The 17,716-nt window shown below is 63.5% G+C and carries 21 protein-coding genes; 6 read left to right on the plus strand and 15 right to left on the minus strand.

The annotated features are described in order from the left end of the window. Positions 1 to 23: 23 nt before the first annotated feature. Positions 24 to 320 (minus strand): hypothetical protein, encoded by a 297-nt coding sequence (locus tag SLT36_RS22455; protein WP_067964334.1) that lies wholly within the window; start codon positions 318 to 320, stop codon positions 24 to 26. A gap of 431 nt (positions 321 to 751) precedes the next feature. Here SLT36_RS22455 and SLT36_RS22460 point away from each other — a divergent pair, with 431 nt between their 5' ends. From SLT36_RS22460 to SLT36_RS22470, 3 genes are all read left to right on the plus strand, one after another. Then, positions 752 to 2,905 carry a transglycosylase domain-containing protein gene (locus SLT36_RS22460; protein ID WP_432284506.1) on the plus strand — a complete coding sequence of 718 codons (2,154 nt, stop codon included), beginning with the start codon at positions 752 to 754 and terminating at the stop codon, positions 2,903 to 2,905. Positions 2,906 to 3,032: 127 nt separating this feature from the next. Beyond that, positions 3,033 to 3,617, plus strand: coding sequence for a DUF1214 domain-containing protein (locus SLT36_RS22465; protein ID WP_432284507.1), 585 nt, complete (start codon positions 3,033 to 3,035; stop codon positions 3,615 to 3,617). Next, on the plus strand, positions 3,610 to 4,152 hold the full coding sequence (locus SLT36_RS22470) for a DUF1254 domain-containing protein (RefSeq protein ID WP_432284508.1): 543 nt from the start codon (positions 3,610 to 3,612) through the stop codon (positions 4,150 to 4,152). The genes SLT36_RS22465 and SLT36_RS22470 overlap by 8 nt, the downstream gene beginning before the upstream one ends. A gap of 60 nt (positions 4,153 to 4,212) precedes the next feature. Here SLT36_RS22470 and SLT36_RS22475 read toward each other — a convergent pair whose 3' ends face one another. Next, positions 4,213 to 4,401, minus strand: a complete 189-nt coding sequence (locus SLT36_RS22475) for a hypothetical protein (RefSeq protein WP_067964341.1) — start codon at positions 4,399 to 4,401, stop codon at positions 4,213 to 4,215. A 393-nt stretch (positions 4,402 to 4,794) separates the two neighbouring features. Between SLT36_RS22475 and SLT36_RS22480 the strand changes: the two genes are divergently transcribed. Continuing rightward, a complete protein-coding gene (locus tag SLT36_RS22480; protein ID WP_432284509.1) occupies positions 4,795 to 5,802 on the plus strand; it encodes a DUF2336 domain-containing protein in 1,008 nt (335 codons plus the stop codon). Here SLT36_RS22480 and SLT36_RS22485 read toward each other — a convergent pair. From SLT36_RS22485 to SLT36_RS22495, 3 genes are all read right to left on the minus strand, one after another. Next, on the minus strand, positions 5,789 to 6,136 hold the full coding sequence (locus tag SLT36_RS22485; protein ID WP_067964346.1) for a DUF1491 family protein: 348 nt from the start codon (positions 6,134 to 6,136) through the stop codon (positions 5,789 to 5,791). The genes SLT36_RS22480 and SLT36_RS22485 overlap by 14 nt on opposite strands. An 84-nt stretch (positions 6,137 to 6,220) precedes the next feature. Beyond that, the gene (locus SLT36_RS22490) at positions 6,221 to 7,015 is read right to left on the minus strand and encodes a peptidoglycan-binding domain-containing protein (protein ID WP_432284510.1); all 795 of its coding nucleotides are present in this window, start codon (positions 7,013 to 7,015) and stop codon (positions 6,221 to 6,223) included. After that, the gene (locus SLT36_RS22495) at positions 6,990 to 8,765 is read right to left on the minus strand and encodes an ATP-binding protein (RefSeq protein ID WP_432284511.1); all 1,776 of its coding nucleotides are present in this window, start codon (positions 8,763 to 8,765) and stop codon (positions 6,990 to 6,992) included. The genes SLT36_RS22490 and SLT36_RS22495 overlap by 26 nt, the downstream gene beginning before the upstream one ends. Positions 8,766 to 9,218: 453 nt before the next feature. On the opposite strand from SLT36_RS22495, the gene SLT36_RS22500 reads away from it, so the two are divergent. After that, a complete protein-coding gene (locus SLT36_RS22500) occupies positions 9,219 to 9,620 on the plus strand; it encodes a DUF5330 domain-containing protein (RefSeq protein ID WP_432284512.1) in 402 nt (133 codons plus the stop codon). A gap of 212 nt (positions 9,621 to 9,832) precedes the next feature. Beyond that, positions 9,833 to 10,261, plus strand: a complete 429-nt coding sequence (locus tag SLT36_RS22505) for a SufE family protein (protein ID WP_432284513.1) — start codon at positions 9,833 to 9,835, stop codon at positions 10,259 to 10,261. 9 nt (positions 10,262 to 10,270) lie between these two features. Here SLT36_RS22505 and SLT36_RS22510 read toward each other — a convergent pair whose 3' ends face one another. The 10 genes from SLT36_RS22510 to SLT36_RS22555 all read right to left on the minus strand — a co-directional run bounded on the left by SLT36_RS22510 (position 10,271) and on the right by SLT36_RS22555 (position 17,663). After that, on the minus strand, positions 10,271 to 10,582 hold the full coding sequence (locus tag SLT36_RS22510; RefSeq protein ID WP_432284514.1) for a hypothetical protein: 312 nt from the start codon (positions 10,580 to 10,582) through the stop codon (positions 10,271 to 10,273). Between the two features lie 22 nt (positions 10,583 to 10,604). Continuing rightward, positions 10,605 to 11,030: a MucR family transcriptional regulator gene (locus SLT36_RS22515; RefSeq protein WP_067964353.1), complete on the minus strand. Its 426-nt coding sequence runs from the start codon at positions 11,028 to 11,030 to the stop codon at positions 10,605 to 10,607. Between the two features lie 266 nt (positions 11,031 to 11,296). Continuing rightward, complete coding sequence (mnhG, locus tag SLT36_RS22520) at positions 11,297 to 11,671, minus strand: monovalent cation/H(+) antiporter subunit G (RefSeq protein WP_432284515.1); 375 nt, start codon at positions 11,669 to 11,671, stop codon at positions 11,297 to 11,299. Further along, a complete protein-coding gene (locus SLT36_RS22525) occupies positions 11,668 to 11,985 on the minus strand; it encodes a cation:proton antiporter (protein ID WP_432284516.1) in 318 nt (105 codons plus the stop codon). The genes mnhG and SLT36_RS22525 overlap by 4 nt, the downstream gene beginning before the upstream one ends. Next, positions 11,982 to 12,455: a Na+/H+ antiporter subunit E gene (locus tag SLT36_RS22530; RefSeq protein ID WP_067964359.1), complete on the minus strand. Its 474-nt coding sequence runs from the start codon at positions 12,453 to 12,455 to the stop codon at positions 11,982 to 11,984. Before SLT36_RS22530 ends, SLT36_RS22525 begins: the two co-directional genes overlap by 4 nt. Next, positions 12,452 to 14,026: a Na+/H+ antiporter subunit D gene (locus tag SLT36_RS22535; RefSeq protein ID WP_432284517.1), complete on the minus strand. Its 1,575-nt coding sequence runs from the start codon at positions 14,024 to 14,026 to the stop codon at positions 12,452 to 12,454. The genes SLT36_RS22530 and SLT36_RS22535 overlap by 4 nt, the downstream gene beginning before the upstream one ends. Before the next feature lie 4 nt (positions 14,027 to 14,030). Then, complete coding sequence (locus tag SLT36_RS22540) at positions 14,031 to 14,408, minus strand: Na+/H+ antiporter subunit C (protein ID WP_067964363.1); 378 nt, start codon at positions 14,406 to 14,408, stop codon at positions 14,031 to 14,033. Beyond that, positions 14,408 to 14,827, minus strand: a complete 420-nt coding sequence (locus tag SLT36_RS22545; RefSeq protein WP_432284518.1) for a Na+/H+ antiporter subunit B — start codon at positions 14,825 to 14,827, stop codon at positions 14,408 to 14,410. Before SLT36_RS22545 ends, SLT36_RS22540 begins: the two co-directional genes overlap by 1 nt. Position 14,828: 1 nt before the next feature. Next, on the minus strand, positions 14,829 to 17,141 hold the full coding sequence (locus tag SLT36_RS22550) for a putative monovalent cation/H+ antiporter subunit A (RefSeq protein ID WP_432284519.1): 2,313 nt from the start codon (positions 17,139 to 17,141) through the stop codon (positions 14,829 to 14,831). Between the two features lie 159 nt (positions 17,142 to 17,300). Further along, positions 17,301 to 17,663, minus strand: a complete 363-nt coding sequence (locus SLT36_RS22555) for an SH3 domain-containing protein (protein ID WP_432284520.1) — start codon at positions 17,661 to 17,663, stop codon at positions 17,301 to 17,303. Positions 17,664 to 17,716: the final 53 nt, after the last annotated feature.

Raw genomic sequence — 17,716 nt, forward strand, 5'->3', positions numbered from 1 at the left:
TCCGGAGTTGCGGGAAATCCAGACTAGTTGGCCGGCACCACGACCTCGACGCGACGCGGACGCTGGCCGTCCTTGGCCGGCACCAGCACCACGATGACGCAGACCGACTGGCCGCCCTGGTTGGATTCGGACGCCCGCGCCAGGGTGCCGCCATGCTCGTCGGCCACTTGCTGGCCGATCGAGTAGCAATCCGCGGCAGCCACGAGATATTCGCCACCTTCCGCTGACGGCATCGGCGCCGCTGCCGCCGAGGTGGCAAACAGGCCAAGCGCGCAGACCGCAGTCATGGCAGGCCGGAATATGGAGCGAAGCGTTTTCATGTCAGGATTTCTAATACGCCAGTGCTGAACGTGGAATGAACAATGAATTCATGCAAACAGCTGCATTTGCAAGTCTGCTAATTCTTGCCGATCCGTCCTCTTGCCGATACCCGGCAAAATGCTGCGATCGGCCCCGACAATGCGGGTTTGCCGTCGATCCCGCCGACGGACAGGCGAGCCGGCACCGACCGGTGCGGCCCGCGACGGCGGCGCCCGTCGATGCGCGAGAGACAGCAGCGTTTCGGGATCGAAATCTTCATCTCCTCGTCGCTAGAATGCCGGCTGCTAATCGCTGGACTGTGTTCAACTTGCTCTTGTCGCGGCAACAAAAATCGGGGACAAGTCGAAGCTGGGCCGAGGGACGCGCGCCCTGAATTCGCCAGCAAAAGTGTTTTGGTGTAAGCTGCAGTCACGTGCCGGGCTCGTCTCGAATGGAAAATCCCATCCCACCGCGCAAGAAACGAGGCCGGATCTCGGCCGGTCTGCTGGCATTCGACGCCTGGCTCGACTCGTCGCTTTATGAACTCCGCTTCCGGGCGCAGCAGTTCTGGGAAAATGCGACGATCTTCTTCCGCCGCTTCCGTGTCAAAGGCTGGCGCCGCGGCGTCATCGAGGTCCTGAGCGAATCCTTCACCATGGCCGCAGGCGGCTCGGTGGTGATGCTGGCGCTGGCCATGCCGGCCTTCCAGGAAACCACCGGCAACTGGCGCAACCAGGACGACTTCGCCGTCACCTTCCTCGACCGCTACGGCAACGAGATCGGCCAGCGCGGCATCATCCAGCGCGACTCGGTGCCGGTCGACGAGATGCCGGACCATGTCATCAAGGCGGTGCTGGCGACCGAGGACCGGCGCTTCTTCGAGCATTACGGCATCGATTTCCTCGGCCTTGTCAGGGCCATGTCGGAAAACGTCCGCGCCAATTCGGTCGTCCAGGGCGGTTCGAGCCTGACCCAGCAGCTGGCCAAGAACCTGTTCCTGACCAACGAACGCACCGTCGAGCGCAAGGTCAAGGAAGCCTTCCTGTCGATCTGGCTCGAATCGAACCTGTCCAAGAAAGAGATCCTGCAGCTCTATCTCGACCGCGCCTATATGGGCGGCGGCACCTTCGGCATTGCAGCTGCGGCCGACTTCTACTTCGGCAAGCAGGTCAAGGACCTCAACCTCGCCGAGGCGGCGATGCTCGCCGGCCTGTTCAAGGCGCCGACCAAATACGCGCCCCACATCAACCTTCCCGCCGCCCGCGCCCGCGCCAATGTCGTGCTCAGCAACCTGGTGCAGGCGGGCTTCATGACCGAAGGCCAGGTGCTGTCGGCACGGCTGCATCCGGCCGACATCGTCGACCGCGGCGACCGCAAGAGCCCAGACTATTTCCTCGACTGGGCCTTCGACGAGGTCAAGAAGATCGCGGCCAAATCAGGCATCCACTCGCTGGTCGCCCGCACCACCATCGACATGAACATCCAGAAGGCGGCGGAAGAGTCGGTCGAATTTCACCTTCGCCAGTTCGGCAAGGAGTATCACGTCAGCGAAGGTGCGGTCGTCGTCATCGAGACCAATGGTGCGGTGCGCGCAATCGTCGGCGGGCGTGACTATGGTGCCAGCCAGTTCAACCGCGCCACCAGGGCGCAGCGCCAGACCGGCTCGTCGTTCAAGCCCTACGTCTATGCCACCGCCATGGAAAACGGCTTCACGCCGGAATCGGTCATTTCGGATGGCCCGATCAGCTGGGGTGCCTGGTCGCCGAAGAACTACACCCGCGGCTATTCCGGGCGCATGACGCTGTCGACCGCGCTGATCAAGTCGATCAACACCGTGCCGGTACGCCTTGCCAAGGACCATCTGTCGATCCCGCCGATCAAGGCGATGGCCGAGGCGATGGGCGTCGAATCTCCTGTCAGCTCGCACAAGACGATGGTGCTCGGCACCTCGGGCCTGACCGTCATGGATCAGGCGACCGGCTACAGCGTGCTGGCGCAGAACGGCATCGTCGGCACCCGCCACGGCATCACCCAGCTCGTCACCCATTCCGGCCAGCTCATCTACGACTACAGCAAGGATGCGCCGCCGCCGCACCGCGTGCTGTCCGAGCAGGCGGTCGCCTCGATGAACTCGATCATGGTGCAGATCCCCGAGGTCGGCACGGCGCGCAAGGCGGCGCTGCCCAACATCCGCTCCGCCGGCAAGACAGGAACCACCCAATCCTATCGCGACGCCTGGTACATCGGCTACACCGGCAACTACACAGCCGCCGTCTGGCTGGGCAATGACGACTTCTCGACCACCAACAACATGACCGGCGGCTCGCTTCCTGCCATGGTCTGGCAGCGCTTCATGGCCTACGCCCACCAGAACATCGACCTCAAGCCGATCCCCGGCATCAAGAATCCCTATGTCGATCCGGCGGCCATCGCCAAGGCCGAGGAAGCCGCCAAGAACGGGCCGCAGCAGGCCGTCGATACCTCCGACCGTCCTCCCGTCCTGTCCAGCACGACCACCCGTGCGCTGCGCGACATCGCCGACGTCTTCCACAAGGCGCCCGCGATTGCTGCACCGCCCGAACCCGAGACGCTGTCGGCGCTGTGACATCGGGGCAAGGATTGGGGCAAAGTTCGGGCCAGCACATGTTCACCCACCGGTTGCAGCCGCTGCCCGCTTGCCTTCCTGTCAAAGGGCAGGATATTCCTCCGCCAACTCCATCCTGCGGCGGCTCATGCTGAAACAATCGATCCTGATCGCCCTCGCCCTCGCCGTCGCTGTCGGCGGCGGCGCTGCCAGTGTCGGCATGGTGCTGAACTCGCAGGAGGGCATCGGCGCCGTGTCAGTCGGCCCCTGGACCGCCTTTCCCGACATCGGCACCCCGGAAGCCGACCCCTATTCGAAAGCGCGTGTCGCCCGCGACGGCGTTCTGGCGCTGGGCCGCGCCGAGGGCCTCAGCTTTGTCGCCGACCGCGACTCCGCAGGCGTTAGCCTGAAGAGCGAATGCAACTACCGCATCGAAGGGTCGCTGCCGGTCGCCAGGTTCTGGACGCTCTATGCGACCGACAGGGCGCATATCGCGCTCAAGTCGGGGATACGCCGCGATGCCACGCTGCATTCGCTGGAAGTGCTGCGCCAGCCCGACAACTCGATCAGCGTCGCGGTCGGCACGCGGCCCGAACCAGGCAACTGGCTCTCGGTCACAGGTGTCGGCGCGATGAACCTGGTGCTGACCCTCTACGACACGCCCATTGCCAGCAGCACCGGCCTCTCCGGCATCGAGATGCCGCGCATCGTCAGGGTCCAGTGCAATGCGTAGGCTGCTTCATGCCCTGGCGATCGGCCTGATCGGCGCCGGCATCGCCCACATCGTCATCCTGCTTCTGGTGCCGAGCTTCTCCGAGCGCGATGCCTGGTCGCGCCTTGCCATGGTCGCCGGCCCCAACAAGGTCGTCCGTCTCGACCAGGAGATCGGCGGCACGCCGGTGGTCAAGGCGCTCGATCCGTCCTTCTTCGAGGCCGCCTGCCGTTTCGATCTCGACGAAGGTGTCGTCCGCATCGACAATGCCGGCAAGGTCCCCTACTGGTCGGCCTCGGTCTACGACCGCAGCGGGCAGAACATCTACAGCTTCAACGACCGCACCGCGACCGACGGCACCCTCGATTTCGTCGTGCTGACACCGGCACAGATGATCGACCTGCGCAAGGAGCTGCCGACCGAGTTCGAGAAATCGATTTTCGTCGAAACGCCCATCGATGAAGGCATCGTCGTCGTTCGCGTCTTCGTTCCCGACGACAGCTGGAAGCCGACGGTGTCGCGCTTCCTCGACGGCATCAACTGCGACATCCAGTAAGGGTGCGCAGCAAGCCGGGCGTGCAATGCCCAGCCTTGCGGATGCTCCGCTCCGTCGCCTTCAGTGACGCGGCACGGGATCGTTGCGGCGGGGCGCATCGTTGCGCAACTCACCGGCACCCGAAGCCGGGCCCTTGGTCCGCTCGTAGCGCACGCCTGGAAAGATGATGATGGATGCCGAAGTTTCCGCTGTCCGGGGAGACCGGCGGATGGCCGCCTGACGCGGCATGAATGACACAACGCTGCCCATGGTTCGCGATTTCCCTCTCGGTTCGACCGGAGTAAGCACGCAACGCCTCCGCTTCGATAAGGCCAGCAGAGAGGTTAACAGACCGTTACTGCCAAGGATTTGATTCAATTCCCGGTTCTCGCCTGCGCCCTTGGCATCCTCTAGATATCCGATCGCCGTTAGACGCGCGTGAAAGCAGCAGCATTGCCGATGACACGGGCCTGGTGCGGCCCGCTTTGCCCGGTTTCGCTGGAAAATCCGCGTAACCAATTGGTAACAAACGGATTCCTTAACGCCAGAGTTAACAGTGCGCTAACAAATCCTCGCTAAGTTTATGTTCACCTTAGGAAGCCATGGCGCGTGGGCGTCAGACGATCCAGGGCAGTGTCGAGTTTTTGTCAGGCGTACCCGTTCGTGTCAGCATCGGACTTCAGGCAAATTGCCATCGGACGCGAAACCGGTAAGCCAGAGCGGCTGTTCCGAGCAGCGGTCTCAGCCTTCTGCGCCCTGCCCCGGCCGTCGCGCCGCGAGATCGCCCAATTGGAAGACCTGACCCTGCCGCTGTTCGACAAGGTATCGGTGGAAGCCCGCCGGTTTGTCGCCGCAGCCCTTTCGGAAAGCGAATACGCGCCGTTCGGCCTGGTTCGCAAACTCTGCGACGAACCCGTCGACATCGCAGCACCGCTGCTCGTGCGGTCACCTGTTCTGTCCGACGTCACGCTGATCGCGCTGATCGGCCGTCACGGCCTGCCGCATGCGCGCGCCATCGCCCGCCGCCCGAACCTGCACAAGACCATCGCCGACCTGATCCGGGTGCTCGAGCGCCCACGCCTGGTGTATCCCGAAGTGGCCAGGCAGCAGGAGCCGGCCGCCAACGCGTCGCAAGCCGCCGACGCGATCGCTGCACCCGACATGTCCAATGGCCCCGTCCCCGGTGAGCTTGCCGAGAATGTCCGCCGCAAGCTGCGCGCGATGATGACACCGGCCACGCCCCGCCAGGCAATGCCGGATGAAGAGCGCGCGCCGGCCTACGACAGGCTCAAGACGACGGCGCTGACGGGCAACGACAGCTTCTTCCAGACAGCCCTTGCCGACGCGTTGGAAATCGACCTTCTCGCCGCTCGCTCGATCACCGAGAAGTCTGGCTATTCCCAGCTCATCGACGCGCTCAAGGCGCTCGACCTCGCCGAAGAGCAGGCATTCCTGCTCGCCGCCGCCATCCTGCCCGGCCAGTTCGCCCATGCGGAATCGGTCAGGCTGTTCCTGGAGCGCTATCGCGCCCTGCATCGCGACGTGGCACTCGACCGTGTTCGCGACTGGAAGGCCGCGTCGGTCGGTGCCCGCATCCGCAGCAATGCCGAGCGCCTGCAGACGAGGGTCAAGTCCTCCACGCCCAAGGGCGACCGGCTCAAGGCGTCGTAATCGCAACGAGGTCGACGATCCCCGTCTTGCCGGGCTCGATCTCGACCACCCAGATGTCGGGGTCGAAACGCCGCTCGCGTTCGAGCCGCTTTTCGATCGCCGTGCCGTCATCATCGCTTTCAAGCAGGCTGAACTGGCGTTCGCCGGGTCGGGCCATGTCGTAGCTGGTCTGCGGTGCCGGGCCGTAGAGGTTCGAGCGGCCGAAACGATCGCGGGTGAGGATGAAGACGGCACCTGCTTCCAGCGCGCCACGGTTGAGGATCGCGCCAAACCCGCCCTCGCCGAAGACGCGACGCAAAAGGGCCGACACCCAGAAGTCAGTGGTGAGACGCATAGGACCGGGCCCGATCGCAGTTTCGACGAAGCCTCTATAGCGGCTCGGCGCGCACAGGCCAATCCGAGCCAATGCTGCCCTGCTTCAGTTGGTCAGGCCGATCTCGCGCATCTTGACATAGACGCCAGGGTCGGGCTCGCCCGTTTCCGGCAGCCCGAACAGGGCCTGGAATTCACGGATTGCGGACTTCGTCCGTGCCCCGGGGACGCCGTCGATCTCGATGCCGTCATTGCCGAAAGCCTTCAGCCCGGCCTGGATCTTCATGATCCGCGCGCTGGTATCAGCGGCAGGCTCGGCACGTGCCGGCGTCGCAGCCTGTGTTGCCCTTTGTGCCGCTGCAGGCATCACCTCTTCACGTGGTGTCGGTCGCGGGGCGATGCCAGCGGTGGTGTCGGCCGCGCCCAGCTGCTCGAGCAGCTGCGCGTCGATTTCGCCTGATGCCGCCATGCCGACCTTCTTCTGGTAGGCCTGGATGGCGCCGCGCGTTGCCGGACCGTTCAACCCGTCGACGTTGCCGTCGTAGAACGCAAGGTCCTTGAGAATACCCTGCACCCGTTCGATGCGCGGATCGCCCTGCGGGCGCACGGCCTCCGCAGCCTCCTCGGGACGTTCGATCTTGATCGTCGTCTCGGGCGCGTTCTGGTTCATGTCGGGAAACTCGACCGCCTCGCGGGTCGAGAAGAAGGCCCCCTTGTGCGCATAGGGCTGATACCAGAGCGCATTCGCCGAGACATAAAACAGCGCCACCATGAACGCCGTCGATCCGCCCACCAGGACCGGGTTGCGGGCAATCAGCCCGCCGAGCGCCAGGACGCCGTCCTGCAGCGGGCTACGTTCCTCAATGACCTGCCGTTTAGCTTGCTTTGCGGAGCGGGCCACTGCGCATCTCCTTGTTCCTGCCGGCAGGAAGCTTCATCAACTCGCCCCGCGCAGGCTCGGGCCGGAAGGCGGGGCCCTCGATGGGCAGGCTGATGGTGACAGTCGTTCCTTCGTCCGGCGCGCTCTCGATCGACATCGTGCCGTCGTGCAGGGCAACCAGTCCCTTGACCAGCGACAGTCCGAGGCCGGTGCCTTCGAAGCGGCGGGTATAGTCGTTCTGGATCTGCGTGAACGGCGTGCCCAGCCGCGACAGGTCGTCCTGCGCAATGCCGATGCCCGTGTCGGAAACCCAGAAGTGCAGGCGCGAACCGAGACGCTTGGCGCCGATCTCGACCCTGCCGCCATCGGGCGTGAACTTGACCGCATTGGAGACGAGGTTGATCAGCATCTGCTGCACGGCGCGCCGGTCAGCCTTCAGTTCCCCCGTTCCGGCCGCCACCTCGACCGCAAGGTCGAGCGACTTGGCCTCAGCCTGCAGCGCCAGCATCGAGGCGCACATGTCGACAGCATCGCGGAACCTGAACGGCTCAGGCGTGATCGCATAGCAGCCCGATTCGATCTTGGTGACGTCGAGGATCGAGTTCACCACGTCGAGCAGGTGCTGGCCGGAATCGCGGACGATACCGACATATTCCTTCTGGCGCGGCTCCTTGAAGCCACCGAACATCTCGTGCAGCAGCATGTCGGAGAAGCCGATGATCGCATTCAGCGGCGTCCGCAGCTCGTGGCTGACGGCGGCGAGGAAATTGCTCTTGGCGAGTTCGGCGCTCTTGACCGCGTCAGCTGCGGTGGCCAGCTGATCGCGCAGTTCGGCAACCATGTCGTTGTTGCGGACGACGGCAACGAAGGCCTGGCCGTCGGCCTTCATCAGCTCGAGCGCGAACGGCCGGAAATTGTCACCGGCGTCGCCCTCATTCTGCCTGGGCAGGCGCAGGCGCAATTCGACCTCGCGCAGTTGCGCACCGTCGCGCATGTCAGCCAGCGCGCAGAGATAGCCGACACGATCGGCAACATGGATGCGGTCGAAAAGCGCCGTTCCCAGCAGCAGCTCCGGCTGCAGCCTGAGCATGGTCCGAGCCTGCTCGGAGACGTCGGTCACGTCGCCATTATGGGCAATGCGCAACACGACCGCCTTGAGGATCGTTTCGAGAGAACCAGCGGGCGCGTCCTGCTGTTCGACGCGGCGATCGAGGAATGCACCGGCACGAACGGCAAATGTGGCAAGCCAGGCAACCGGCAGAAGCCACTGCCAGGCCGAGACGGCTGCGCCATCTGCAAAAGGCATGGAACCGATAACAGCCTGGGACAGCAGCGCGACGACGGCCGCCACAGTGCCGAGCTTTGCCGCCTTGCGCGTCCGCCAGACCCACAGCGCCTCCAGCGGGAGTGCCGCGACAAGCAATGTCGCCGGCGACGTCAATCCGCCCGCCGCGGCAACGATCGCAGCGATCGCAGTCGTTGCGACAACAAGGGATGTCGCGCCGATCTGTCCGGTCTTGCCGGTCGCGGCAATCAGCAATGCAGCAAGCCAGCTCAGGCTGAAGGCCGCGAAAATGACGGCAAAGGTCGAGGCTGCGCCGAGATTGGCTGAGACCAGGAACACACCCGCGCCGGCAACCAGGAAGGGCGCCGCCAGCAGCAAGCCGACGAGGCGCCGCTGGCGCGAACGCTCGATGCCATCTGCTGACGGATGGACCAGCCGGTCGCAGCCGCCGGCCATCGCGCCGGAAAACTCACCGTATCTGGTCATGACAAAACTCAACGCTACGCACTCTTCCGTGGCTCGCTTTGCGGCTCTTCTGTGGTTGTCCCAAACTCGCACCGAGCCTTTAATGAAGGGATAAGGCTGGCCGACCGAAACCCGGCTACGCGGCGAATATCGGGATCACAGCGCCGACATTCGAGAACAGTTATCGCCATGGTAAACAGGGGGTTATTTGCCGACTTGGCGCCTGCGAATCTGTCCTGGCCGCATTTTCCCGCGGTTTTTCAATTTAAATCAATTGCTTACGGAAACCGTGAGACATTGCCTGCGAAACCACCTGCGCAAGCCGAGCCAGTCCGTTAAACTTTGGTGAAAAGCCTGCGCAAAATGCCACCGTTTGCAGCAATCGCTCCTTCGTTCCTCCATGTCATTGTCGGCTCAACAAGATGTGGGTCGACAAAAAAACAATCAGGCCCGCCACACAGTAAGAGGCACAGCATGGGCTTTCTCATCAGGACCGCATTCTGGTTCTCGCTCGTCCTTCTTGTTCTGCCGCTCGGCACCGGGCCGAATGGTGAGAACAGCGTGAGCCCGCTGCAGGCGATCTTTGCCGCCCGCGAAGCCGTCGGCGACCTCGCCGGCATCTGCGAGCGCAAGCCTGACGTCTGCGAGACGGGCAAGGCCGCGATGCAGACCATCGGTGTCAGGGCCCGTGAAAGCGCCCGCATCGCCTATCAGGCGCTTGATGAGCAGTTCGGCCAGCCCGACACGGCAACGCAGACCGGCAGCGTCCCCGAGGCTGCTCCAGAAGCTGGCCCGGAAGCTGGCCCGAAAGCTGACATCGTGCCGATCGAGGCTGCCGCCGTGCCGACCCCGCGGCCCGCGGCTCCGGCCAACTGATTTCCGACACAAGGCATTGCCGCGACCGGAGCAGGCGTTCGGGCAGCCAGTCCCTTTCGGTTCAGCGCTTCGGCTCAGCCAGCCCGGCTGCAAGCCCAAGGCGCCAGACCCCACCGCAGGTCGCCCGCCTCTGGCGCCTGCGGTGTCTTTCTTTGTTCGTGACGGGCTTTTTTCGTGACGGGCAGCGATGCTGCGACTATATCCAACCCATCATGACGGCTTCGATCGACACCATTCGCGACGACTTCTCATTCCTCGAGGAATGGGAGGACCGCTATCGCTATGTCATCGAATTGGGTGAAGCGCTGCCGTCCTTTCCGGAAAGCGCCCAGACCGACAGCAACAAGGTGCAAGGCTGCGTCAGCCAGGTCTGGCTGGTGACCCATCTTGGCGACGGGACCGACCCGGTCATCCATTTCCAAGGCACTTCCGACGCCCATATCGTGCGCGGCCTGGTTGCCATCATGCTTGCGCTCTTTTCAGGCCATCGCGCCAGCGAGATCACGGCCATCGACGCCGAGGCGACGCTGAAGGAGCTTGGCCTCAACGAGCATCTGTCGCCCCAGCGCGCAAACGGCCTGCGTTCGATGGTCAAGCGCATCAAGCGTGATGCCGAGGCAGCGCTCCACCAGATCGCCTGAGCCTCCGTCTCAGCCGCATCTCGGGCGCCTCCGTCCCTTGATGCCGGGCAGCACCTTTTCGGCTCGGCAGCACCTTGCGATGACGACGCATTGTCGTGCGGCGAGCACCGCATCGGCCGAGCAGGCAATCGAACGCGAGAGGCCCAGACGAACGCGAGAGGCCCAGAGGATCGCCACCGGAGCGATGATCTCGATCGCCGCATCGCCCTCGGGCAGGTGCGCGACCGGCTGACGAGCCTCTTTCCTGGCCAGCCGGACCAGCTGTCGCTGTGCCGCACCATCCCAGACCAAAACGCAATGCGGCGCCCGCGGGCGCCGCAAGCTGAAACTCGTTCGAAGGGCGTTACTTGCCCTTGCGCTTGCGGCCGAGGCCCATCTTCTTGGCGAGCTGCGAACGCGCAGCCGCATAGTTGGGCGCCACCATGGGATAGGCGGCGTCAAGGCCCCACTTCTCGCGATACTGGTCGGGGGTCATGTTGTAGTGCGTCATCAGGTGACGCTTCAACGATTTGAACTTCTTACCATCTTCAAGGCAGATGATGTAGTCGTCGTGCACCGAGCGCTTGGGATTGACGGCCGGCTTCTGCTTGTCGGCTGGCGGCGTCTCGGTGACATTGCCAACGCGGCCGAGAGCTGCGTGGACATCTGCGATCAGGCCCGGAAGTTCTCCCACCGGAACTGGATTGTTGCTGACATAGGCAGCCACCACATCGGCGGTCAACTCGATCAGCGTGTCATTGTTGGTTGCAGGCGTTTCGGAAGTATCCATATGCTTAGGCCCCAATGTGACTGGATGTTTTTTTGCCCGATATTCCGATCGGGATGCGGTGCGTTCTTGTATCGCAGATTGCCTCTGCGACTCGCACTCCATCACTTTAATGAGCCCGTCGCCAGAACAAGTCAATTCACTATTCTTTGTGAACTACAACAACATTGATTTCATCACATCTCTAACAAATGAACCTTTTTGATACGCTGTGGCATTGAGATGAGAACATTTTTGACAACGCTGAAAGTTGTCCCGAAAGGTCATTATCAACCTTCAGTGCCAGAGGGGCCGTTCTTCTTTGCCGCGGCGGCCGTTTCAGCCAAATCGTCACTCACTGCGCCCTGCCACATGCGATAACCGGCCGAATAAGCAGCCTTGGCAAGCAGATGGGCCGAGATCGGCGCTGTCAGCAGGAAGAACACGACACCGGCCAGCGCCCGCAATGCGGTTGCGGCTTCGCCGATGTGCACGGCAAGGGCAATCAGCATCAGGCAAGATCCCACCGTGCCGGCCTTCGATGCCGCATGCATGCGTGTGTAAAGATCAGGCAGCCGCAACAACCCGACAGATGCGACCAGCGCAAACAACGCGCCGACGATGATGAGAGCTCCGGCCAGGTAATCGGCTGCTGCGGTGATCATGGCCTGTCCTCTTCGGCTTCTTGCTCCTTGGCATCGATCCCGCCGCTCATCACGAAGCGCGCGAAGGCAACCGTGGCCAGGAAGCCGACAAGACCAAGGGCGATGGCGATATCGACATACAATGTGAAGCCCGAACGCACTCCGAGCACGGCAATAAAGCCGATAGCAACGGCAACAAGCATGTCGAGCGCCAGGATCCGGTCCGGCAAGGACGGCCCCTTCACGACGCGCACCACCACCAGCAGAAACGAGATGGTGAGAACGCCGAGCGCAAAGATCGCGCTGATGTTGAGGAAAGCAGTTCCAGACATCATCTGAATGCCTCCAGTATTCTGCGCTCGAAGCCTTGGGCGATGTCGCGCCGCGCCTGGTCCAGGTCGGAACAGTCCATCCCATGAATAAACAGCGTGCGCCGGTCATCGGAAACGTCGACTGACAAGGTGCCGGGCGTGAGCGTGATCAGATTTGCGAGCAAGGTGATCTCGAAATCCCGGTCGACCTTCAAAGGATAGGCGAAGATGCCGGGCTTGATGTCCATGCGTGGCGACAGCACCAGCTTTGCAACCCTGAAGGCCGAGAGGAAAAGTTCCTTGATGAACAAGGCAATCAGCAGAAGCAACGCCACCGGGCGGATGACGGCCCTTGTGGCCTGGATCTGGTCGCGCACCAGGAACAGGACCACCCATCCGACGGCAAAACCAAAGACCAGATTGGGGATCGAGTAGCTTCCCGAGACAGCGACCCAGACAAGCGCCAGTATCAATTCGTTGCGGAACGGGATCATGATCCACTCCCCGCCGGGAAGACTGCCTGTACATAGGCCGAAGCGTCGAGCAGTCCGCTGGCCGCCGCCGTCGAGAGCCGAATGAAGGGCTCCGGCAGGACGCCCATCGCGAGCATCGCCGCAACAAGAACGACAAGGGCTGAGCAACCCGACGCCGACATCGGACCAGCGGCCGCTGTCTTGTCACTTGAAGCTTTGTCACCTGGAGCCTCGCGCCAGAAAGCGAGGATGAACACACGGCCAAGTGCTACGGTCGCCAGGAAGCCGCTCACCAGGATAGCGGCCGCAATCTGCCAGGCGCCACTGTCGAGCGACGCCCGCACCAGCATCACCTTCGGCCACAGTCCCGAGCCGGGAGGCAGGCCGGCAACCGCAAGTGAGATGATGAAGGCGAGCGCGGCGAGAAATGGACTTGCGCCATAGAGCCCTGACAGGCTGTGCAGCGAAAAACTGCCGCCGCGCTGGCGCATCAGCCCGCCGAGCAAGTACAGCGCCGACAGCGCCAGCATCGAATGCAGTGCGTAGAAGATCGCCCCCGACAGCCCGCCATTGCTACCGAGCGCGATGCCGGCAAGCATGATGCCGACGCCCGAGATGACCAGGAAGCCGGCGATCCTGCGGATGTCGGATTGCGCCAGGGCGCCAAGCGCGCCGATCAGCATGGTCGCCACCGCCACCCAGCCGATGAGGCCGGCCAGCACCAGCCGTTCGGCGGCGAAGATCATCACCAGCGTCCGCAACAATGCATAGATGCCGACCTTGGTCAGCAATCCGCCAAACAGCGCGCCGGTGATGACGGGCGGCGTGTGATAGGACGCCGGCAGCCAGAAATTGAGCGGAAAGGCCGCCGCCTTCATGCCGAAGGCGAGCAGATAGAGCGTGGCCAGCGTCATCAGCGGCGCAGCCGTGCCGATCTGCCCTGCCCGTGTGGCAAGGTCGGCCATGTTCAGCGTGCCGAACGTGCCATAGAGATAGCCGGTCGCGATCAGGAACAAGGTCGTGCCGACCAGGTTCAGGATCGCATATTTGGTGGCGCCGTCGATCTGCGCCTTGTCGGACCCCAGGATCAGCAGGCCGAAGGACGAGATCAGGAAGACCTCGAACCAGACATAGAGGTTGAACATGTCCCCGGTCAGGAAGGCGCCGCTGACGCCGGCCATCATCAGCATCAGGAACGGATAGAAGCCGTAGCGCCTGCCGGTCGCGTCGATGTCGCGCAGCGAATAGGCGCAGCAGACGGATGCGACGAGCGACGCCGTCAGCGAAAATGCAGCCCCCAGCACGTCAGCGGTAAAGGAGATGCCGAATGGCGGCAGCCAGCTTCCCATCGTCATCGACACCGGGCCTGTTGCCAGCACGCGCTGCAGCAGCAGGCCATTGGCGCCGACCATGGCAACAAGAACCGCCAGCGCCAGCACCGCATGCCAGCGAATGCTGTGCCGGATCATCAGAAGCACGGCCCCCGCAATGATCGGCAGCACGACCGGGGCAATGACCAGCCAGTCGACTGATGCAATCGGCCCGGCAACCATGGCAGAGGCCTTGTCGACGATCTCACCTTGCACGGCCATGGTCTCAGTACCCCATCGGCGGCAAGCCGTCGTCCACGGGCTCGGCGACACGCATGCTGTCGGTGTCGTCGGTGCCGATCTCCTGATAGGCCCGATAGGCAAGCACCAGCAGGAAGCAGAAGAAGCAGAACGAGATGACGATTGCCGTCAGGATCAGCGCCTGCGGCAACGGATTGGCCACGGCGCCCGCCGGCACGTCGAGACCTTCCGCGATGATCGGCGGCACCTCGCGGATGATGCGGCCATTGGTGAAGATCAGAAGATTGACCGCGTTGCCGAACAGCACAACGCCGAGCAGGATGCGGATGATGTGCCGCGACAGCATCAGATAGATGCCGGCAGCGAAGAACAGGCCGACGAGGATGGCGAACACGGCTTCCATCAGTCGTGCTCCCTGTCTTCGAGCGCCAGCGCGATCGAGGTGAACGAGCTGACCACGACCAGATAGACGCCGATGTCGAAGACGATGACTGTCGACAGATCGACGGACATCCCGAAGAAGGCGGACGAGGTCCACAGCCCGGTCAGGAACGGCACGCCGAACAGAAGTGACGGCAGACCGGCCGCAGCGGCGGCAAACAGCCCAAAGCCTGATATCGCCATGGGATGGAAGTAGAGCGCCCGGCGCACCGCCGGCACGCCAAAGGCGATGCCGTGGATGGCGAAGGCGGATGCCGCGATCAGGCCGCCGGTGAAACCGCCGCCCGGCTCATTGTGGCCGCGCAACAAGACGAACACCGAAAACATCAGCATCAGGCCGGTGAGGTAGGGTGCGGCGGTGCGGAAGATCAGCGTCTGCATGCTAGGCCTCCTCGACCACGGCGGTGGGCACGTCCGCCTTCTTCGAGCGGATGCGCACCAGGGCCAGGATGGCGAGGCCCGTCACCATCACCACGGCGATTTCGCCCAGCGTATCGAGGCCGCGGAAATCGACGATGATGACGTTCACCACATTGCGGCCATGGGCGATGGTCTTGGCGTAGGTGTTGAAGAACTGCGACAGCCGGTCGTCGAACGGCAGTTGCGTCACCTTGAGCAGAAGCAGCGCGAAGGCCGTACCGCAAGCTGCGGCAATCGCCATGTCCAGAAGCTTCTGCGCATGCGGGCGGCGGTCGGTCGGCGCAAGCCTGAGCCGCGTCATGACAAGGGCCAGGATCACCACCGACAGCGTCTCGACCATGAACTGGGTGAAGGACAGGTCCGGCGCGCCGAACAGCATGTAGAGCAAGGCGACGGCAAAACCCTGGATGCCGAGCGAAACGATGGCCGTCAGCCGGCTCCGCGCCTGGACCACGGCAGCGATGCCGATCACGGCGATGGCCAGAACGCCCCACTCATAGAAGCGCAATTCCGGCACATCAGGCATCGAGGGCAGCTCGCCGAACAGCACCATCGGCAGCAGCAGCGCTGCCGCCACCGCGACGAAGGTAACGGTCATGTAGATGTCGAGGCGGCCGTTGTGGATGATGCGCGTCAGGCCGGTCGCGAGCCGCAAGAGGCCGCGCAGCACCTGGTCGAAGCCCCGGTCCGGACCCCAGCCGATCGCCCCGAGGACTGCTGCCATCGCTCCGCGCAGCCTGTCGAGCCTGACATAGGCGGCGATGCCCAGCGCGACCGTCAGGCCGGACAGCAACAGCGGCACGCCGATGTGCGGGATCGTCGAGATGGTGACCTCGATGGGGCTGCCGGCAACGGCGCTCGCCGCGGGCGACGAGAGGAACCGATGCGTGATCGGCGCGGCAAGGGCCGCAGCCAGACCCAAGGCCCCGAGCACGGCCGGCCCCAGCCACAACGATATCGGCCCTTCATGCGCGGCCTTCGGCGTCTTGACGGCATCGCCGATGAAAGGCCGGAGCGCGACCGCAAAGCCGATGGCGAACATCAAGGCGTTGCCGCAGAGCGCAACGAAAAGCAGCACCGCCTGCCAGCCCCAGGGCGAGCCGAATGCCGCATAGATCTCTTCCTTGGCCAGGAAGCCGAAGAACAGCGGCAGCCCGCCCATCGAGAGTGCTGCAAGCCTGGCTGCCGCGAAGGTGATCGGCATGGCCTTGCGCAGGCCGCGCAAACCGGTGATGTCGCGTGTGCCGGTCTCATGGTCGATCAGGCCTGCGACCATGAACAGCGCGCCCTTGAACATCGAATGCGCGATCAGGTAGAGCCCCGCCGCCTCGATCGCCTTGTCGGAGCCAAGGCCTGTCAGCATCACCAGCAGACCGAGCGAGGCGACCGTGGTGTAGGCGAGCATCAGCTTGAGATCGGTCTGCCTGACTGCCAGCAGCGTGCCCACTGCAAGTGTCGCGCCGCCGAACAAGGGCAGGATCGTCTCCCAGGCCGCAGTGTCGCCCATGACGGGATTGAGGCGCATGACGAGATAGACGCCGGCCTTCACCATGGTCGCCGAATGCAAATAGGCCGAGACGGGCGTCGGCGCTTCCATGGCGTTGGGCAGCCAGAAATGGAACGGAAACTGCGCCGATTTGGTGAAAGCGCCACCCAACACGAGCAACAGGGCAGCGAGGTAGAGCGGGCTGTTGCGCAAGGCGTCGCCGGAGCCAAGCAGCGACGAGAGCTCGCTCATGCCGGTTGCCTGGGCGATGACCAGCAGACCTGCCAGCAGGGAAAGCCCGCCAATGCCGGTGACCAGCAGCGCCTGCAGCGCCGCGCGTCGCGAAGCTTCCCGCCCGTGGTCGAAGCCGATCAGCAGGAACGACGTGATCGACGTCAGCTCCCAGTAGACGAACAGCATCAGGAAGGAATCCGAGACGACAAGTCCCAGCATCGCGCCCATGAACAGCAGGATGAACGAGAAAAAGCGGCCCTGATGCGGGTGCCCTTTGAGATAGCCGCCGGCATAAATGACGATCAGCGTGCCGATCCCTGAGATCAGCAGGGCAAAGGTCAGCGACAGGCCATCGAGAAACCAGGAGAAGCGAAGACCGAGACTCGGAGCCCAGTCAAATCCACCAGAGATCGAACTGCCTTTGCTGACGGCATCGAGCATGCCGGCAAAATGCAGGAAAACGACCAGTGGAATGGCGGCCAGCAGCCAGCCGGCATTGTGTTTCATCACGCGAACGAGCGCGGGTGCAAGCAACGCTCCCGCAAACGGCAGCATGAGTATCAGGAAGGTCAGCGGACGGGCCCTCTTTGTGTCTCACGTTGTTGACCTGAGGGCATAGACGTCGGGCAGCCAAGGGGCAAGCGCAATCGGACCTTGTCAACGACAACCGCTCCTCGCCCCTGCGGCAGCTGCGGCAATATCGCCCGAAACGCCTCAGTATGGGGTGATGTAGCGACCATAGACCCAGCCGGTGACGTAGTTGCCGTTCTGTGCGGGGTCATGCCAGACCTGGCACCAGCTGTAGCGGACCCGCTGTTCCTGCTTCCACTCGGGCAGACGACTTATGTCGCGCAGATCGACCCCGCCGGTGCAACGGCCGGTCATCTGCAGCACCTTGCCGTTGGGATAGGCCGCCTGCTTCTGCGAGCCGTTCGACGGGAACTTGCGGATGTTGAGCGTATCGCCCCAGGGCACCCTGGCAACTTCCCAGGCGGAAAAGGCAGCGGCATGGGATTCGGCCGCGAACACGGCGACTGTCGAGGCAATGGCAAGCACGGCGGCGGTCTTCTTGAACATCTGGTCTTCTCCTTCGGCATGGCCGGTCACATATACGTTGCCGCCACACTGCA

The organism is Aminobacter sp. BA135, assembly GCF_050859125.1.
GTDB lineage: Bacteria > Pseudomonadota > Alphaproteobacteria > Rhizobiales > Rhizobiaceae > Aminobacter > Aminobacter ciceronei.

Excerpts from the sequence above, each read along its gene's own strand:
- SLT36_RS22455 (WP_067964334.1), bottom strand. The coding sequence starts at position 320 with ATGAAAACGCTTCGCTCCATATTCCGGCCTGCCATGACTGCGGTCTGC.
- SLT36_RS22460 (WP_432284506.1), top strand. The coding sequence starts at position 752 with ATGGAAAATCCCATCCCACCGCGCAAGAAACGAGGCCGGATCTCGGCC.
- SLT36_RS22465 (WP_432284507.1), top strand. The coding sequence starts at position 3,033 with ATGCTGAAACAATCGATCCTGATCGCCCTCGCCCTCGCCGTCGCTGTC.
- SLT36_RS22470 (WP_432284508.1), top strand. The coding sequence starts at position 3,610 with ATGCGTAGGCTGCTTCATGCCCTGGCGATCGGCCTGATCGGCGCCGGC.
- SLT36_RS22475 (WP_067964341.1), bottom strand. The coding sequence starts at position 4,401 with ATGGGCAGCGTTGTGTCATTCATGCCGCGTCAGGCGGCCATCCGCCGG.
- SLT36_RS22485 (WP_067964346.1), bottom strand. The coding sequence starts at position 6,136 with ATGCGTCTCACCACTGACTTCTGGGTGTCGGCCCTTTTGCGTCGCGTC.
- SLT36_RS22495 (WP_432284511.1), bottom strand. The coding sequence starts at position 8,765 with ATGACCAGATACGGTGAGTTTTCCGGCGCGATGGCCGGCGGCTGCGAC.
- SLT36_RS22500 (WP_432284512.1), top strand. The coding sequence starts at position 9,219 with ATGGGCTTTCTCATCAGGACCGCATTCTGGTTCTCGCTCGTCCTTCTT.
- SLT36_RS22505 (WP_432284513.1), top strand. The coding sequence starts at position 9,833 with ATGACGGCTTCGATCGACACCATTCGCGACGACTTCTCATTCCTCGAG.
- SLT36_RS22515 (WP_067964353.1), bottom strand. The coding sequence starts at position 11,030 with ATGGATACTTCCGAAACGCCTGCAACCAACAATGACACGCTGATCGAG.
- mnhG (WP_432284515.1), bottom strand. The coding sequence starts at position 11,671 with ATGATCACCGCAGCAGCCGATTACCTGGCCGGAGCTCTCATCATCGTC.
- SLT36_RS22525 (WP_432284516.1), bottom strand. The coding sequence starts at position 11,985 with ATGATGTCTGGAACTGCTTTCCTCAACATCAGCGCGATCTTTGCGCTC.
- SLT36_RS22530 (WP_067964359.1), bottom strand. The coding sequence starts at position 12,455 with ATGATCCCGTTCCGCAACGAATTGATACTGGCGCTTGTCTGGGTCGCT.
- SLT36_RS22535 (WP_432284517.1), bottom strand. The coding sequence starts at position 14,026 with ATGGCCGTGCAAGGTGAGATCGTCGACAAGGCCTCTGCCATGGTTGCC.
- SLT36_RS22540 (WP_067964363.1), bottom strand. The coding sequence starts at position 14,408 with ATGGAAGCCGTGTTCGCCATCCTCGTCGGCCTGTTCTTCGCTGCCGGC.
- SLT36_RS22545 (WP_432284518.1), bottom strand. The coding sequence starts at position 14,827 with ATGCAGACGCTGATCTTCCGCACCGCCGCACCCTACCTCACCGGCCTG.
- SLT36_RS22550 (WP_432284519.1), bottom strand. The coding sequence starts at position 17,141 with ATGCTGCCGTTTGCGGGAGCGTTGCTTGCACCCGCGCTCGTTCGCGTG.
- SLT36_RS22555 (WP_432284520.1), bottom strand. The coding sequence starts at position 17,663 with ATGTTCAAGAAGACCGCCGCCGTGCTTGCCATTGCCTCGACAGTCGCC.